Source organism: Bradyrhizobium sp. Kon69, from assembly GCF_055807515.1.
In genome coordinates this window covers 102,207-118,904 of the sequence record NZ_JBVVOS010000009.1, presented here as the reverse complement: position 1 = coordinate 118,904, position 16,698 = coordinate 102,207, and the positions used below count along the sequence as shown (strand labels likewise).

Genomic DNA, 16,698 nt, shown 5'->3' with positions numbered 1-16,698 from the left:
GCAGTTCGACGGCGACGTTCAAGAATCGTCGTCCTCGTCCTCGTCATCTTCCTCGTCGCGATATTCACCGCCGATGGTCAGGCCCTCGATGGCCGTGGCGCCTTTCGACTTGATGACCCGGCGGAGCGGGATCGAGCTCTCGCTTCGCAGTGCGTCCATCAGCTGTTCCGAATGGGTGACGATCCAGATGTCGGCGCGGCGCGATGCCTTGGCGATGAGCCGGGCCAGCGGCGCCAGCAGCGACGGATGCAGGCTGGTCTCGGGTTCGTTCAGCGCAATGAACGGCGGCAGCCGGTAACCCATGAACACCGCGAGCAGGCAGATGTATTTCAGCGTCCCATCGGATAGTTCATGAGCCCTGAACGGCCGCGGCATATCCGGCAATTGCAGATCGAATTCACACCTGCCGTTTTCTTCCCATGCGCGGAGTTCGGCGCCCGGGAATGCATCCTGGATTGCGTCCTGCAGGTCGTTGGCGTCTTCCCGAATGACATAGAGGGTCGCCAGGGTGGCAGCCAAATCGATGCCATCGGCGCTGAGCGAGGGCGTCGCGATCGCGAGACACGGCTTTCGTATCGGCGACGCAGGATCAGTGCGAAAATCATGATAGAATCGCCAGCCGAGCATCGCATTTCTGATCAGGTCGATTTCCGGGCACTGCTTGCCATCGGAAAAAGCCGCAAGCGCGGTCTCTGACGGCAGCACCGCATCCTTGTGAGCGATCCAGGCGCCGCTCTCGCCGCGGACGCTGATGAGCGAATTGACCCGCTCCATCAGCTTGACCGTGCGTTTGCCGCGCGTCGTTTCGATCGTTTCGGCCTTGATCATCGGCTCGCCGGAAAACGCGGCCTGAAGCGGGCTCGGAAACCCGAGCTCGATGGAATATCTCATGCTGTCGAATGTGGCCGACAGCCGCAGCCGCCCGTCTTCGCCTTTTTTGCGAATGCCGGACCAGCAGACCGAATTCAATCCGCCTTCATCGGCGATCGTGCGGGTGATTTGACCGGTCGCCGCGTCGCGCAACAGCGACAAGGACTTGTAGAGATTGGATTTGCCGACGCCATTTTCGCCGACAAACACCGATAGGGGGTGGATGGGTATGGAGAGCCGCCGAATGGAGCGATAGTTCGAGATCGCAATGTCGGTCGGACGCATGACGTGCTCTCGATCGGCGGGCGCCTGTGCATTCGCGGACGGGGTGCGAATACGTTGTTTCAATCCAGGGATGCAGTCTGGATTGAGGCCTCCGAGAAATCAAGCCGACCGATCCGGTGTTCAATGGCCGACTCTCACCAGCGCAAATCCGACTGTCATCATCCGCGAAGGCGGATGATCCAGTATTCCAGAGACATCTGTTGGGTACGGAAAGGCCGCGGCGTACTGGATGCCCCGCCTTCGCGGGGCATGACACCTCACCTTACAGCTTGGCCGGCGCGGGCGGCCCGTACATCTCGGCCTCCTTCGCCACCTTCTCCCGATCCCCGCCCAGCACGCGCTGCACCGAGACGAAGAACACCGGCACCATCAGCAGCGCCAGGATCACCACCGCGATCATGCCGCCCATCACGACACTGCCGAGCGCCTGCTGGCTGGCGCCGCCGGCGCCATGGGCGATGGCCATCGGCAGCACGCCGCAGATGAAGGCGAGGCCGGTCATCAGGATCGGGCGGAAGCGCAGGCGGCAGGCCTCGATGGTGGCGTCTACCAGCGGCTTGCCTTCTTTGCGCAGATCCTTGGCGAACTCGATGATGAGGATCGCATCCTTTGCCGCAAGACCGATGATGGTGATCAGGCCGACGGTGAAATAGACGTCGTTGGGCAGCCCGCGCAGCATCGCCGCGACCACCGCGCCGACGATGCCGAGCGGCACGGTGAGCAGCACCGCCAGCGGAATGGTCCAGCTCTCGTACAGTGCGGCGAGGCACAGGAACACCACGAACACCGAGAGCCCGAGCAGGAATGGCGCCTGCGAGCCCGACAGCTTCTCCTGGAGCGACTGCCCGGTCCATTCATAGCCGAAGCCGCGCGGCAGCTTGCCGGCGAGCCGTTCCATCTCGGCGATGGCATCGCCCGACGTGAAGCCGGGTTTCGCCTCGCCGGAGATGCGCACCGCCGGATAATAATTGAAGCCGGCGATCTGCGTCGGGCCGCGCGCCCATTCCACGGTGGCAAAGGACGAGAACGGCACGAGCTGGCCGCGGCTGTTCTTGACGTTGTAGTTGAGGATGTCCTCGGTCCGCATGCGGTCGCGGGCATCGGCCTGCACCACGACGCGCTGCATGCGACCGCGGTTCGGGAAGTCGTTGATGTAGTTCGAGCCGAGATTGGTCGAGATCGTGTTGTTGATGTCCTCGAAGGTGACGCCGAAGGCGCCGGCCTTTTCGCGGTCGATCACGAGATTGACGACGCCGGCCTCGGGCAGGCCTTCGACATAGACCTTCTGCAGCACGGCGCTGGCATTGGCCTCCGCGATCAGCTGGTCGGCGGCGCGCATCAACGCCGTATAGCCCTTCTGGCCGCGGTCCTGGAGCCGGAACGAGAAGCCCGAGGAGTTGCCGAGATTGTCGATCGGCGGCGGCTGCAGCGCGGAGATTTTTGCGTCGCGGATCGAGGATCCCAGATCGCGGTTGATGTCATTGACGATGGCCGCTGCCGAATCCTTCGGCCCGCGTTCCGACCAGTCCTTCAGGGTGATGAAGGCCTGCGCGGTGTTCATGCCCTGGCCGGAGAAGCTGAAGCCGGTGAGGAAGGTGACGTTGTCGACGCCCGGGCGCTGCGCCAGGTATTTTTCCACCTTCTCGATCACCGCCTCGGTCCGGCCGTAGGACGAATCCGACGGCGTCTGCACGTCGGTGGTGACGAAGCCCTGGTCGTCGACGGGCAGGAAGCCGCCGGGCAGATTGACGAAGGCCCAGGACAGGCCGGCGAGCAGCGCGACATAGACCAGCATCAAGCGTCCCGTGCGCTTCAGCGAGAAGCCGACGGTGCTGGAATAACCCTCCTTGCTGCGGTCGAGCATGCGGTTGAACCAGCCGAACACGCCTCTCTTGGCGTGACCGTGGCCGGCAGCGACGGGCTTGAGCAGCGTCGCACACAGCGCCGGCGTCAGCGACAGCGCGAGGAAGGCGGAGAAGCCGATCGCGGCGACCATGGTCACGGAGAACTGGCGGTAGATGATGCCGACCGAGCCCGGGAAGAACGCCATCGGCACGAACACCGCCATCAGAACCAGCGTGATGCCAATGATGGCGCCCGATATCTGCGACATCGCCTTGCGCGTCGCCTCCTTCGGCGGCAGCCCCTCCTCGCTCATGATGCGTTCGACGTTCTCGACCACGACGATGGCATCGTCGACCAGGATGCCGACGGCGAGCACCATGCCGAACATCGAGAGCATGTTGATGGAGTAGCCGGCGAGCAGCAGAATGGTACAGGCGCCCAGCAGCGCCACCGGCACCACGATGGTCGGGATGATGGTGTAGCGGATGTTCTGCAGGAACAGGAACATCACCACGAACACCAGCACCACGGCTTCGACCAGCGTCGACAGCACCTTCTTGATCGAGGCCTCGACCACGGGCGTGATGTTGTAGGGGATCTCGTAGGAGATGTTGGCCGGGAAGAAGCGCGACAGCTCCTTCATCTTCTCTTCGACGGCGCTCGCGGTCGCCAGCGCGTTGCCGGTCGGCGACATCAGCACGGACAGACCGGCGGTCGGCTTGCCGTCGAGACGGGTGTTGAACTGGTAGCTGAGGCCGCCGACCTCGATGCGCGCGACGTCGCGCAGGCGCACGGTCGAGCCGTCGGCATTGGCGCGCAGGATGATGGTGCCGAATTCATCCGGAGACGAGAGCTGGCCCTTGACCAGCACCAGCGCGGAGGTGCGCTGGGTCGAGGTCGACGGCTCGGCGCCGATGCTGCCGGAAGCGACCTGCGCGTTCTGCGCGGCAATGGCCTTGTTGACGTCGTCGGCGGTCAGCCCATAACCGACCAGCTTGGCCGGATCGACCCAGACGCGCAGGCTACGTTCCGTCGAATACAGCGTGGCGCGGCCGACGCCGGGGATGCGGCGGATCTCGCCGAGCACGTTGCGGATCATGAAGTCGCCGAGGCCAACCTCGTCCAGGCTTCCGTCGGTCGAGCTTAGCGTGATGATCTGGAGCACCGCACTGGAAGCTTCCTCGACCAGGATGCCCTGTTGCATCACCGCGCGCGGCAGGCGCGCCTCGACCCGCTTGATGCGATTCTGCACCTCCACCGAGGCGTCGTTGGTGTTTGTGCCCGGCTGGAAATTGGCGATGATCTCGACTTGGCCGAGCGAGTCGCTGGTCGATTCGAAATTGAGGATGCCGGAGGCGCCGTTGAGCTCCTCCTCGATCAGCCGCGTGACGCTGTTGTAGAGGTTTTCCGGCGAGGCGCCGGGATAGCTGGTCGAGATCGAGATCGAGGGCGGCGCGATGATCGGGTACTGCGCGATCGGCAACAGCGGAATCGAAATTGCGCCGACCAGACAGATGAACAGCGCGACCACCCAGGCGAAGATCGGCCTGTCGATGAAGAAGCTCGCCATGATGCTTTACTGCATCATCTGTGCGCGTTGACTTTCCACGATGGCTTCGGCCTCGGCCCAGGATTGCGGCTTGACCTTGTCGCCAGCTGCGAACTTCTGGAAGCCTTCCACCACGACCCTGTCACCGGCCTTCAGGCCCTCGGTGACGAACCAGAAGCCGTCTTGCGCCGAACCGATGCGCACCGGTTGTACCGCGACGCGGTGATCGTCCTTGACGACGAAGACTTCGCTGCCGCCGCCGCCGTTGCGCTGGATCGCCTGCTGCGGCACCGCGATCGCGTCGCTGTCGATGCCCTGCTCGATTCGTACGCGAACGTACATGCCAGGCAGCAATTCACGCTTCGAATTGGAAAATTCACCGCGCAAGGTCACCTGACCGGTGTTGGCGTCGACCTTGGCATCGGAGAACAGGAGCGTGCCGTTCAGCGGATAGATCGTGTTGTCGTCGAGCACGAGACGCACCTTGACCGCACCGGGCGCAATACGTTCGAGATCGCCACTCTCGAAGGCGCGGCGGAGCTGATGGAGCTCGTTCACCGACTGGGTGAAGTCGGCGTAGATCAGATCGAGCTGCTGAATGGTGGCCAGATTCGTCTCGTTCTGGACCACGAGCGCGCCCTCGCTCACCAGGGCCGCACCGACGACGCCATCAATCGGCGCGCGCACGGTGGCGTAGTCGAGATTGAGCTTTGCCCGCGCAAGGTCGGCCTTGCGGCCCTCGACCTCGGCATGAGCCTGGCGCTCGGCCGCGATCGCCTTCTCGTTCTCGGCTTCGGGCGCGGCGCGCTGGGCTGTGAGCGTGGCGATGCGGCGGGCCTGTTGCTGGGACTGCATCAGCCCAGCCTCCGCTTTGGCGAGCGCGGCTTCGTTAGCCTTTACCTCGACCTCGAACGGGCGCGGATCGATACGGTAGAGCGGATCGCCGGCTTTCACTTCGCTGCCCTGATGGAACAGGCGCTCAACCACGATACCCGAAACTCGGGGCCGAACATCGGAGACTCGCGTCGGCGCGATCCGGCCAGGGAGTTCCCGCACCACCGCGCGCGGCTGCGGTCTTACGGTCACCACGCTGACGTCGGGTTCGGTCGGTTGCGCCTGGACGATCGCAGAGTTTGATTCATCGCAGCCCGCAAGAAGCGGTGCCGCGACCGCGAGCATTATGGCCATGCAGGCGGATCGCGCGTGAAGTGCTGACATAAGGGTAGTTGCCCCGTTCTATCGCTGGTCTTCCGAAGAAGTTCCGGACAGTCTGATTTGAAAAGGAAAATAATCGGTGTTTGCTGCGACGCAATGAGAGCTTGGGCGGCTCATTGTCACACGAGCTATCCCGTTCAAAAAACGAGTGTTTCGGAAAGTCACCGGATCGTGAATCGAGTTCCCTCGCGGCGTGCTGCGACGGAACAGCGCAATTACCCCGCCGCCTTCATCCGATAGTGGCTAACGCCCCACTCGGTTCCGTCGGCGTAGCCGAACAGGCCGGAGGTCGCGAGAAAGAACCAGCGCCAGCGTCGCATCCGCAGGCCGGTCTCCTCGCCATGGATGTTGCGCAAGGCCGCTTCAATGAAACAGCGATGCGTGTCGAAATTCGCGAGCCAGTCGTTGGCGGTGCGCTGATAATGCGTGCCGCTCCAGCACCATTCCTTCTCGACCGTGAAGATATCGTCGAATTGCCTGACGAGGTGATGGCTCGGCATCAGCCCGCCCGTGGAGACGTGCTGCGCGATCCAGTCGTCGCGATCGGCCCGGTCGAACAGGTGGGAGCCAGAGCGATGGGCGACGATGTGCATGAAGAACCGCCCCTCCGGCGCGAGCCACGCGCGCAGGCGCGTCATCAGCTTGCGCCAGTTCATCACATGCTCGAACATCTCGACCGAAACGATGCGGTCGAATTGCCCGTCGGGCGCGAACACGTTGATGTCCGCCGTGACCACGCGCAGGTTGAGGAGACCGCGCAGCCGCGCCTCCTCTTCGATATAAGTGCGCTGCGCCTGCGAACTCGACACCGCCGTCACCTTGGCGTGCGGAAACTGCCGCGCCATCCACAGCGACAGCGAGCCCCAGCCACAGCCGAGCTCGAGGATGGTCTGGCCGTCGGCGAGAGCGGCATGCTCGGCGGTCTGGCGCAACGCCTCCTCCTCGGCCTCCTGCAAGGTGGTCGCGTCGGTCTTGTAGAAGCAGCAGGAGTATTTGCGGTTGGGACCGAGCACCTTCGCAAAGAAGGAAGCGGGCACCTCGTCATGCCCGGCATCCGGGTCCTCGGCGATCGGCCGCAGCATCATCCGCCCGGCGAAGGCGGCATCGTCGGCCCCGCCCAGCGCGGACAGCCGCGTCACCGTGCGCGAGCACAGGCGCTGGATCGCCGCGCGGATCACGACATCAGGCAAAGGCACCCGTTCGGCAGTCCCGATGATTGCGGACACGACGCTCATGCGACGACTCCGTCTTTGGGCGCCAGATCTTGGGCGGCAGGGGAAAAAGTGCGACTTGAACCTGTGGAATGCGGACGATTTGGAAAGTACGTCCATACCAAAGCCCGGTTTCAGCTTTGGGTTCCCCAGCTCTCCTCGAAATCGGCGCATCCGGCGCTTTTTTTGGGCTGGCGCTGTGCCATAGTGCGCCCCGCAAGCAAGTTAACGGATGATACCGGCCATGCCGCCAGGCGCCTCGCCCCGCTCCTCCCTCGACATCGAATACACCAAGCTATCCTCGCCCAGCGTCTTTCTGGTGCGGATGCTGGTCTTCCTGGTGCTCTGCGCCCTGGTGGGGGTGGTGCTCTACAAGCAGATCATCCAGGCCTTCTTCGCCAATCCCGGGCTCAATGCCCTGATCGGCGGCGTGCTGTTCATCGGCATCATCCTGGCCTTCCGCCAAGTGATCCGGCTGTATCCCGAAGTGTCCTGGGTCAACAATTTCCGCATCGCCGATCCCGGCCTTGCGCCCGCCCGCCACCCCAAGCTGCTGGCGCCGATGGCGATGATCCTCGGCGGCGAGCGCACCGGGCGGATGTCGATCACCCAGACCACCATGCGGCACCTGCTCGATTCGATCGCGACCCGCCTCGACGAGGCCCGCGACATCTCCCGCTACATGACCGGCCTGCTGGTCTTCCTCGGCCTGCTCGGCACCTTCTGGGGCCTGATCGAGACGGTAGGCTCGGTCGGCAAGGTGATCGACGGGCTCAAGGTCGGCGGCGATTCCGGCGCCCTGTTCGACACGCTGAAGGAGGGGCTGGCCGCCCCGCTCGGCGGCATGGGCATCTCGTTCTCGAGTTCGCTGTTCGGCCTCGCCGGCTCGCTGATCCTGGGCTTTCTCGACCTGCAATCGAGCCAGGCCCAGAACCGTTTCTACACCGATCTCGAAGACTGGCTTGCCACCACCGTGCGCGAATATGGCAGCGGCGAAGTGGCGGTCGCCTCCGGTGGAGGCGGTGGCATTGCCAGCGGCGAGCTTCAGGCCGTCGTCGAGCGCTTGCGCACGGTGCTCGAGGAAGGCAGCGGCAGCCGGGGTACCACAGCGGCGATGGCGAGCCTCGCCGAAGCCATCCAGGCGCTGGTCTCGCACATGCGGACCGAGCAGCAGATGATCCGCGAATGGGCCGACGGCCAGGGCGAGCAGAACCGCGAGATCCGGCGCCTGCTGGAGCGCATCGCGCGTCAGCCCGAGAAGGGTTAGCGACATGGCACTGGCGCGCGGCCGCCGCGGCGATACCTCCTTCAACTACTGGCCCGGCTTCGTCGACGCGCTGTCGACGCTGGTCCTGTCGATCGTGTTCCTGCTGTCGGTGTTCCTGGTGGTGCAGTTCTTCCTGTCGCAGGAGGTCACCGGCAAGGACAAGGCGCTGGAGCAGCTCAACGCCAAGATCGCGCAGCTCAACGAATTGCTGTCGCTGGAGAAGCTCGGCAAGCTCACGCTCGACGACCAGGTCTCGTCGCTGAAAGCCGGCCTCGCTTCGGCCGAGAGCGAGCGCGACCGCATCAAGGGCCTCTATGACGGGCTCGCCGCCGCCGGCAACGACGCGCAGGGCAAGACCTCCGAGCTCGGCAAGGCACTGGACTCCGAGAAAGCGGTTTCGGCCCGCGCGCTGGCGCAGATCGAGGTGCTGAACCAGCAGATCAGCGCGCTGCGGCGGCAATTGGCGGCGCTGGAAGAAGCGCTCGACGTCTCCGAGAAGCGCGACAAGGAATCGCAAAACCGAATTGCCGATCTGGGGTCTCGCCTGAATGTCGCCCTGGCGCAGCGCGTGCAGGAATTGTCGCGCTACCGCTCGGAATTCTTCGGCCGCCTGCGCGCCATCCTCGGCAACCGCCCCGACATCCGCATCGTCGGCGACCGCTTCGTATTTCAGTCCGAAGTGTTCTTCGATACCGGACAGGCGGTACTGCTGCCCGAAGGCCGCGCCGAGCTCGACACGCTCGCGGCCGCGCTGATCGAGCTCGACAAGAAGATCCCGAACGAGATCCCCTGGGTACTGCGCGTCGACGGCCACACCGACGTGCGCCCGGTCAACGGTCCGAACTTCAAGTCGAACTGGGACCTCTCGGCCGCCCGCTCCATCTCGGTGGTGCAATATCTGATCTCGCTCGGCGTGCCGGCCCAGCGCCTGGTCGCCGCCGGCTTCGGCGAATTCCAGCCGCTCGATACCGCCAACACCGAGGAAGCCTACAAGCGCAACCGCCGCATCGAGCTGAAGCTGACGGAGCGGTAGTGAGGAAATGACTCAACGCTCATCCCAGCGTCATGGCCGGGCTCGTCCCGGCCATCCACGTTCTTCGGTCTACGGCAGAAAGGCGTGGATGCCCGGGACAAGCCCGGGCATGACGGTCTTCGCAAATTGAGCGCCCTCCAGCTCCGCCCTTACCGACCCGAGGACGAGGCCGCCTCGATCGAGCTCTGGCATCGCACCTGGCAGCAGGCCTATCCGCAGATCGACTTCGCCGCGCGGCTTGACTGGTGGCGCGAGCGCTGGCGCAAGGATCTGGTGCCGAAGGCCTCGATCGTGGTGGCGGAGCAGGACAGCACGCTGGCCGGCTTCGTCACCATCGATGGCGACGGCTATCTCGACCAGCTCGTGGTTGATCCCGCGCATTGGGGCTCGGACGCGGCGCGGCTGCTGGTGGATGAGGCCAAGCGCCTGTCACCGACGGGCGTGACGCTGCTCGTCAACAAGGACAACAGCCGCGCCATCCGCTTCTACGAGCGCAACGGTTTCGCGCATGCCGGCGACGAGGTGAACCCGACTTCGGGCCGGCCCGTGCTGAAGATGATGTGGCAACCTTAGATTCTGGCGACCTTGATTCTGGCGGGCGTGACCCCCGTCACGTCGGGATCCCGGGACGTCGGCTAGTCGTTGTGCCGAAAGATGCGCCGGCAAGCGGATGGAGATGACCAATGAAACTGAGCGATCTGGCCAAGGGATCTTCGGTCCTGCTCGGCGTCATCGTCGCCGGCTATGTCTCGACGAGCTATGTCGACCAGCGCCTCGCCACGCCGGTCAAGACGACGAGTGCTCCGACGAACGGCCTTGGGCCATCGGCCTGCGTTGAAGAGGACGGGAGCTGGAAAAACTGGCCGTGGCCGAACGTGCCGGCGCTGTCGCCGAAGTGTCGATGAGCGGCGCTGTCGCGCAACTCGCCTCGAGGCGCTCTCGGCTCAAGCGGAGTTCAAGATCGAACTGCCAGAATTCGGCCTGGCGGATCGCGCGGTGGCTGTCTTCGCGAAGCCGGATCGACGCATCGATCGCGCGCTGCGCCCGCTCCAGGAGTTCGCGGGTTTCCTTGCTGAATGGCTGGGCCATGAGGCGCACTCCCGTTGAGGCGGGAGCACAAATCATCTCTCAGGCACCGACGCCTACGGACGAGCCTTTGGCCGGCGATACCTGATTAGGCGCCACATCCGGGGGAACTGCAAGGTCCATCCACTCGGCTCAGGGGCGTGCTGCCCTATCCGAAATTCCGGAAGCCAGCGATTGCGCGCGCATCTGTGGCGGAACTAACCTCTTCAAATCGTCAAGACGCTCGATCTGAGGCCTAGTTCATTCGTCCTGGTCGAGAATCTCTCGCACCCTCAGTGCAAGCTTCGCTTGGGAAATCGGCTTCTCCAACAGATTGACGCCTTCATCAAGCCTTCCCTGGTGCACGACGGCATTACGCGAATACCCGGTCATGTACAGGATTTTCAGCTCCGGTCGAATTTGGTGCGCGCGCCTGCCAAGTTCGCGACCATTGATCCCCGGCATGACCACGTCAGTGAGAAGAAGATCCACCTTCGACTCGTCCTGCAGGAGAATGGTCAGGGCCGCTTGGGCGCTGCGGGCCGAGAGGACACGGTAGTTGAGATCACGAAGGACGTCAGAAATATAGACGCGCAGATCTTCATCATCCTCGACCACGAGAATGGTCTCGAATATCTCACCCTCGGCGAGCTCCTCAGGTGCCACTTCCTCATGTCGGACACTGCCGGTGAAGCGCGGGAAATACAGCTTGATCGTCGTGCCTTGCCCCACCTCGGTATAGATTTTTGCGTGGCCTCCGGATTGTTTGACGAAGCCATAGACCTGACTTAGCCCAAGCCCGGTGCCGTGGCCCGGCTCCTTCGTGGTGAAGAAGGGCTCAAACGCGTGATTGAGAACGTCCCGCGACATTCCGACGCCTGTGTCAGTCACGCAGATAGCGACGTACTGACCGGGCGCCAATTCCGGATTGAGACGGCAGTAATCCTCGTCGGCGGCGATGTTGGCAGCTTCCAGAGTCAGCTTTCCACCGTCAGGCATGGCGTCGCGAGCGTTGATTGCCAGGTTGACGATGGCCGACTCCAGATGATTGGCATCGGCTTCAATTTGCCACAGACCCGCACTTCCGACCGTTTGGACTTCGATGCTCTCCCCCAGCGTACGCTGGAGGAATTCCTGCAGACCATTGACGTAGTTGTTCACGTTGATCGGCTTGGGATCGAGCGCCTGTCGTCGCGAAAATGCCAACAAGCGACTGGTCAACGCCGCGGCTCTCTGCGCGCCTCGTTTCGCGTTTGCGAGCGCCCGGTTCAGATTGGCTCCGGGCGCCTTGGCGTGCCGCTCAGCTGTTTCGAGATTGCCAAGGACGATCATCAGCAGATTGTTGAAGTCGTGCGCGATTCCGCCGCTGAGTTGCCCCACCGCTTCCAGCTTTTGGGATGCGGCGAGTTGCTCCTGAACGTGTTTGAGTTCGTCCTCGGCGCGCTTCCGGTCCGTAACGTCGCGCGTGACCTTGGCAAACCCGACGATGTTGCCGGCCTCGTCCGTAATACGATCGATGATGACCGACGCCCAAAAGCGGGAGCCATCTTTTCGCAGGCGCCACCCTTCCGCTTCAAATCGCCCATGCTCCGCCGCCTCTAAAAGCGCACGCTTGGGCACACCGAGTGCAATGTCCTCGGGCGTGTAAAAAGCGCTGAAGTGCCGGCCAATGATCTCCGGCGGCGCGTAACCCTTGATTCGCTCCGCACCGGGATTCCAAGTTGTCACGTTGCCGAGCGGATCGAGCTGAAAGATCGCGTAATCGACCACCGCCTCGATCAGCTGACGGTAGCGCCGCTCGCTGTGGAGAAGCTCTTCATGGGCTTGCTGACGCTCGGTTACGTCTCGCGTGACCTTGGCGAAGCCGATCAGCTCACCAGCCTCGTTGCGGACGGCATCGATGATCACCGATGCCCAGAAACGGCTTCCGTCCTTGCGGACTCTCCATCCCTCGGCGCTGAAGCGGCCTGCTTGCGCTGCGACGCTCAAGGCGCGCTCCGGGAGCCCTTTGGTACGATCGTCGGGCGTATAGAAGGATGCGAACGACTTGCCGATGATTTCGTCCGGCGTGTAGCCCTTCAGCCGCTGCGCGCCGGAGTTCCAGCTGCGGACGGTGCCGTCTATGTCGATCATGTAAATGGCGTAATCAACGATCGCATCGATGAGCAGTTGAAGTCGCGCGGTATCGTCGATCCCGTCAAGTTTTGACTGAGGGGTCTGCAAATGGCCGGCTCCGATGAGGGGGGACAACATACAACTGCAAAGTCACTACATCGTTCCGCGCTCTGGCTGCCGCCCTTCGCAATACGACTTTCGCTTTGTGGGACTGGAGTCCGCTAAGGCGGTGTCAGACCTCAGAAAAAGCTGATGAGCACGTCGGCTAAGGCCACAAGCTGACCAATGTTAGCGATGCCTATATCACGCGGATACCTTACGGTGCTGGCGAATGCTGGACGGAGAGCGTCCATAGAGCTCGCGAAAGGCGGCGTTGAACCGGCGCACGCTGCCAAAGCCGGCCCGGTAGGCGATCTGGGCCAATTGATCATCTGTCTCGTCAATTAGGCGCTTCGCCCGCTGTACACGCCTCGTCTTTGCTACCTGCTGGGGGTTGGCCCCGACATACCGCTCGAACAGACGCGCAAGGTGGCGCGAGCTTACCCCGAGCCGATCGGCGAGTGCAGCAACCGAACCGTTGTCCAACGCGCCACCATCGATCAATTTCAAGGCGCGCGCGACTGTCGAGCGCGTGCCATTCCAGGCAGCACAGAAGGGCGCGGTCTCCGGACGGCAACGCAGGCAAGGCCGGTATCCCGCAGCTTCGGCAGCCGCCGCAGTTTGATAGTAGGCCACGTTACGGGTCAACGGCTGCTTCACCGGACAAACTGGACGGCAGTAGATTCGCGTGGTCCTGACTGCCGTGTAGAAACGGCCGTCATAGCGCGGATCGCGCTGCAAGCGCGCGGTGTTGCATACCTCAAAACTGAGCATGACTCATTTTACCGTAGACCGCCGCCAAAAGAACAGCCCTGAGATGATCAGGTCCGATTCCGGCCAGCGATGTCGATGCGCTCTTCTTATAAGAGAGCCCAGATCCGCTGAGCACTTGGAGAAGAAGAAATGAACAGCACGAATCCTAAAGAGATCGTCATCAATGCCTGGAAGACTTTCAAAACCCGTGATGCCGGCTTGATCGCGGAGCTGTTTACTCCCGATGCCGAATGGATTGCGCCGGCCGGAAATGCCACTGCAGTCGCTCTCAAGCACACCGACCACATGAATGGAGCGGACCAAATCGCACGCTTCATTGCCACGGAGATGCATCATCTGTTCTCGAGCGTCGAGATCTCGTTTCTGGGCCTTCATGCCGATGGTGACACTGTGGTGGTCGAGGAGCGGATGCGAGCCACTCTTCCTGGAGGCAAGCCCTACGAGAATGACTATTGCTTCGTCTTTGTCCTTTCGGGCGACCGCATCAAGCTGGTTCGCGAATATATGGACACCCGAAAGGGCTGGCAGATGATCTTCGAGCCGCTTTGAAAATTGCTTTGGGTCACCAGCCGATGTCTATCGGCGGAAGCCAGTGGCGATTATCGCACTCGGGACCTTGCAAAAAGCGCGTCCTCGACGCCAATCCTGCTAAGCGTGACCCTCACCATCATTTTTCGATGGAGCCGCCCTTCGGAGCTGTATGAGGCATGTCCCATCCAAAGTAGACTTCCACCCGAACGATCTTGTCTCCGCGCGCGGTGGTTACCTCACAATTACGAAACCTGTGACCTCCAGAAGCAGCTGCCTCATAGACGATGACTGCTCGGTTTCCATCTTCGGTCGCGATGACTTCATCGAACGAACTGGCTTTTTCGCTGTTGGGCCAGCAGCGGCGCAGATAAGTCGCACGATCCAACTCATTGTCGATCGGACTTGAGAAGTGATAGTCGTCCGCAAGAAGCGTTTCGATCGCTGTCCGATCTTTATCGACGTATGCCTTTAGCCTGGCACGTGCCAGATCGAGCGTGCTTTTCGTCATGCCATTTTTCCTTTTAGAGTTTGACCGAACGAAAGGCCGAGCGCCACTCATCAACAAAGAGCTCGGGGGCTAAAGCTGGACGAAGTGCCCTTCCTGTCGGGCCTCATGCCAGGATAGAAGCGACATCAGATAACTTGAGCCTCTAACAACCTTCGGTAAAATTCGTTCCGGGCTCACGCTGTGCGCGCTTGGCCAGAATTCCGTGACGAAAGCCGGGAAGGAAACAGCCCGACCAACCTTGTGATGCGGCCCATTCGGATCGTGGCGCTCGATCAGATAGACGAATATCCGCTATCGACCGCCTACGAACGGAGACCATGTGGTGCGACGCTCTCGCCAAATTTCCGCTGTCATTCCCCGCGAAGGCGGGGAATCCAGTACGCCGCAGCTTCTCGATTGATCACGACCGTCTCGGAGTACTGGATCGCCCGCCTTCGCAGGCGATGACACTGTGAGTGGGACAACAGTCCGAACTACCTCCGCCTCACGCCCCCTCGAACTGCAACCTCGCCAGCCTGGCATAGAGCCCGTTCGCGGCGACGAGCTCCGCATGCGTGCCCTGCTCGACGATTTTGCCCTGGTCCATCACCAGGATGCGGTCGCAGGACAAGACGGTGGCGAGGCGGTGCGCGATCACGAGCGTGGTGCGGTGGCGCATCAGCTCTTCCAGCGCGGTCTGCACCAGCGTCTCGCTTTCGGCATCGAGCGCGGAGGTGGCTTCATCGAGCAGCAGCAGTGGCGCATCGCGCAGGATGGCGCGGGCGATCGCGATGCGCTGGCGCTGGCCGCCCGACAGCGTCACGCCGCGCTCGCCGAGCGGGGTGTCGAAACCTTCCGGCAGGCGACGGATGAACTCGGCGGCGTGCGCGAGCTCGGCCGCGCGCTCGACCTCGGCATCGGTGGCATCGGGCCGGCCGAAGCGGATGTTGTCGCGGGCGCTGGCCGCGAACACGTTGGATTCCTGCGGCACCAGCGCGATGCGCGAACGGAATTCACGGGGATCGGCGGATTTGACCGGCACGCCGTCGAGCGAGATCGCGCCGCTGCGCGGATCGTAGAAGCGCAACAGCAGATGAAAGATCGTGCTCTTGCCGGCGCCGGAGGGGCCGACGATCGCGACCTTCTCGCCGGGGCGCACGGTGAACGAGACGGCATCCAGCACATTGACGTCGCGCCGCGCCGGATAGGCGAAGCTGACACGGGCGAAGCCGACTTCGCCGCGCGCCGGCACCGGCAGCGCGCGCGGCGAGGCGGGCGCGGTGATGTCGGGCTGCACATGCAGGATCTCGAACAGGCGCTCGGCAGCGCCTGAGGCCGCCGAGACTTCGCCCCAGACCTCGCTGAGCTGGCCGAGGCCGGCCGCGGCGAAGGCCGCATAGAGCACGAACTGGCCGAGCCGGCCCGGCGTGATGGTACCGGTCAGCACGTCGTGCGAGCCGATCCAGAGGATCGCGACCACGCTTGCGAACACGATGAAGATGATGATGGCGGTGAGCACGGCACGGGCCTGCGTGGAGGTGCGCGCGGCTTCATAAGCCTGCTCGACCTCGCCGCCGAAACGCTTCTCGGCGAGGCTCTCGCTGGTATAGGCCTGCACGGTGCGGATCGCACCGACGAGCTCGCTCGCATAGGCGGTGGCCTCGGCCAGCGTGTCCTGCGCATTGCGCGACAGCCGCCGCACCCAGCGCCCGAAGGCGACCAGCGGCAGCACGATCAGGGGAATGGCGAGCAGCACGAAGCCGGACAGCCGCGGGCTGGTGAACACCATCATCGCCGCGGCGCCGAAGAACATCATCAGGTTGCGCAGCGCGATCGAGACCGAGGCGCCGACGGAGGATTTGATCTGGGTGGTGTCGGCGGTGAGGCGCGACACCAGCTCGCCGCTGCGCGCGGAATCGAAGAAGGCCGGCGACAGCGACAGCAGATGGGCGAAGACGTCGCGCCGGAGATCGGCGACGATACGCTCGCCGATCGTCATCACGAGGTAGTAGCGCGCGGCACTCGCCAGCGCGAGCACGGCGACGACGGCGATCATCACCGAGAAGTAGCTGTTGATCAGCTCGATGCCCTCGGGCGTCAGGCCGAAATCGATCATCCTGCGCACCGCGACCGGCACCAGCAGGGTGGTCAGCGCCGCGATCGTCAGCGCGACGAAGGCCAGCGCCGCCCGGCCGCGATAGCGCGCGACATAGGGCGCGAGCGCCAGCAGCGGCCGCAGCTTCGCGCGGCTCTTCGCCGGCGCTTCGATCAGGTCGGCTTCGATCGACGGGGCTTCCGCGGGCCCGGTTTCAAGCCGTTCAACTGCGCTCATGAGATCCGACCAAAAGACAA

At 63.2% G+C, this 16,698-nt stretch carries 13 protein-coding genes; 5 read left to right on the top strand and 8 right to left on the bottom strand.

All coding sequences use genetic code 11. From position 1 onward, the window contains the following. Positions 1-18: 18 nt before the first annotated feature. From AC0L3U_RS14250 to AC0L3U_RS14235, 4 genes are all read right to left on the bottom strand, one after another. Positions 19-1,155 (bottom strand): AAA family ATPase, encoded by a 1,137-nt coding sequence (locus AC0L3U_RS14250; protein ID WP_473362175.1) that lies wholly within the window; start codon positions 1,153-1,155, stop codon positions 19-21. Between the two features lie 262 nt (positions 1,156-1,417). After that, complete coding sequence (locus AC0L3U_RS14245) at positions 1,418-4,570, bottom strand: multidrug efflux RND transporter permease subunit (RefSeq protein ID WP_473362174.1); 3,153 nt, start codon at positions 4,568-4,570, stop codon at positions 1,418-1,420. Between the two features lie 6 nt (positions 4,571-4,576). Continuing rightward, positions 4,577-5,767 carry an efflux RND transporter periplasmic adaptor subunit gene (locus AC0L3U_RS14240; protein WP_473362173.1) on the bottom strand — a complete coding sequence of 397 codons (1,191 nt, stop codon included), beginning with the start codon at positions 5,765-5,767 and terminating at the stop codon, positions 4,577-4,579. 212 nt (positions 5,768-5,979) lie between these two features. Then, the gene (locus AC0L3U_RS14235; protein ID WP_473362172.1) at positions 5,980-6,999 is read right to left on the bottom strand and encodes an SAM-dependent methyltransferase; all 1,020 of its coding nucleotides are present in this window, start codon (positions 6,997-6,999) and stop codon (positions 5,980-5,982) included. A 220-nt stretch (positions 7,000-7,219) separates the two neighbouring features. On the opposite strand from AC0L3U_RS14235, the gene AC0L3U_RS14230 reads away from it, so the two are divergent. The 4 genes from AC0L3U_RS14230 (at position 7,220) to AC0L3U_RS14215 (ending at position 10,180) form a co-directional block, all read left to right on the top strand. Then, a complete protein-coding gene (locus AC0L3U_RS14230) occupies positions 7,220-8,242 on the top strand; it encodes a flagellar motor protein MotA (protein ID WP_473362171.1) in 1,023 nt (340 codons plus the stop codon). 4 nt (positions 8,243-8,246) lie between these two features. Next, positions 8,247-9,275 carry a peptidoglycan -binding protein gene (locus tag AC0L3U_RS14225; RefSeq protein ID WP_473362170.1) on the top strand — a complete coding sequence of 343 codons (1,029 nt, stop codon included), beginning with the start codon at positions 8,247-8,249 and terminating at the stop codon, positions 9,273-9,275. Between the two features lie 126 nt (positions 9,276-9,401). After that, complete coding sequence (locus AC0L3U_RS14220; protein ID WP_473362200.1) at positions 9,402-9,848, top strand: GNAT family N-acetyltransferase; 447 nt, start codon at positions 9,402-9,404, stop codon at positions 9,846-9,848. A gap of 110 nt (positions 9,849-9,958) precedes the next feature. After that, positions 9,959-10,180 (top strand): hypothetical protein, encoded by a 222-nt coding sequence (locus AC0L3U_RS14215; protein ID WP_456766284.1) that lies wholly within the window; start codon positions 9,959-9,961, stop codon positions 10,178-10,180. Between the two features lie 421 nt (positions 10,181-10,601). Here the strand turns inward: AC0L3U_RS14215 and AC0L3U_RS14210 are convergent, their stop codons facing one another. Then, positions 10,602-12,593: a hybrid sensor histidine kinase/response regulator gene (locus tag AC0L3U_RS14210; RefSeq protein WP_473362169.1), complete on the bottom strand. Its 1,992-nt coding sequence runs from the start codon at positions 12,591-12,593 to the stop codon at positions 10,602-10,604. Positions 12,594-12,758: 165 nt separating this feature from the next. After that, positions 12,759-13,328 (bottom strand): bifunctional transcriptional activator/DNA repair enzyme AdaA, encoded by a 570-nt coding sequence (locus AC0L3U_RS14205; protein ID WP_473362168.1) that lies wholly within the window; start codon positions 13,326-13,328, stop codon positions 12,759-12,761. A 129-nt stretch (positions 13,329-13,457) separates the two neighbouring features. Here AC0L3U_RS14205 and AC0L3U_RS14200 point away from each other — a divergent pair, with 129 nt between their 5' ends. After that, entirely contained in the window at positions 13,458-13,877 is a 420-nt protein-coding gene (locus tag AC0L3U_RS14200) for a nuclear transport factor 2 family protein (protein ID WP_473362167.1), read from the top strand. Between the two features lie 118 nt (positions 13,878-13,995). On the opposite strand, the gene AC0L3U_RS14195 is transcribed toward AC0L3U_RS14200, so the two are convergent. Both AC0L3U_RS14195 and AC0L3U_RS14190 read right to left on the bottom strand, forming a co-directional pair. Beyond that, complete coding sequence (locus AC0L3U_RS14195; protein ID WP_473362166.1) at positions 13,996-14,367, bottom strand: nuclear transport factor 2 family protein; 372 nt, start codon at positions 14,365-14,367, stop codon at positions 13,996-13,998. 484 nt (positions 14,368-14,851) lie between these two features. Next, positions 14,852-16,678: an ABC transporter ATP-binding protein/permease gene (locus AC0L3U_RS14190; protein WP_473362165.1), complete on the bottom strand. Its 1,827-nt coding sequence runs from the start codon at positions 16,676-16,678 to the stop codon at positions 14,852-14,854. Between the last annotated feature and the right edge of the window lie 20 nt (positions 16,679-16,698).

Coding starts and splice junctions, on each gene's coding strand:
- AC0L3U_RS14245 (WP_473362174.1), bottom strand. CDS start 4,570: ATGGCGAGCTTCTTCATCGACAGGCCGATCTTCGCCTGGGTGGTCGCG.
- AC0L3U_RS14230 (WP_473362171.1), top strand. CDS start 7,220: ATGCCGCCAGGCGCCTCGCCCCGCTCCTCCCTCGACATCGAATACACC.
- AC0L3U_RS14240 (WP_473362173.1), bottom strand. CDS start 5,767: ATGTCAGCACTTCACGCGCGATCCGCCTGCATGGCCATAATGCTCGCG.
- AC0L3U_RS14225 (WP_473362170.1), top strand. CDS start 8,247: ATGGCACTGGCGCGCGGCCGCCGCGGCGATACCTCCTTCAACTACTGG.
- AC0L3U_RS14190 (WP_473362165.1), bottom strand. CDS start 16,678: ATGAGCGCAGTTGAACGGCTTGAAACCGGGCCCGCGGAAGCCCCGTCG.
- AC0L3U_RS14210 (WP_473362169.1), bottom strand. CDS start 12,593: ATGTTGTCCCCCCTCATCGGAGCCGGCCATTTGCAGACCCCTCAGTCA.
- AC0L3U_RS14195 (WP_473362166.1), bottom strand. CDS start 14,367: ATGACGAAAAGCACGCTCGATCTGGCACGTGCCAGGCTAAAGGCATAC.
- AC0L3U_RS14235 (WP_473362172.1), bottom strand. CDS start 6,999: ATGAGCGTCGTGTCCGCAATCATCGGGACTGCCGAACGGGTGCCTTTG.
- AC0L3U_RS14215 (WP_456766284.1), top strand. CDS start 9,959: ATGAAACTGAGCGATCTGGCCAAGGGATCTTCGGTCCTGCTCGGCGTC.
- AC0L3U_RS14205 (WP_473362168.1), bottom strand. CDS start 13,328: ATGCTCAGTTTTGAGGTATGCAACACCGCGCGCTTGCAGCGCGATCCG.
- AC0L3U_RS14200 (WP_473362167.1), top strand. CDS start 13,458: ATGAACAGCACGAATCCTAAAGAGATCGTCATCAATGCCTGGAAGACT.
- AC0L3U_RS14250 (WP_473362175.1), bottom strand. CDS start 1,155: ATGCGTCCGACCGACATTGCGATCTCGAACTATCGCTCCATTCGGCGG.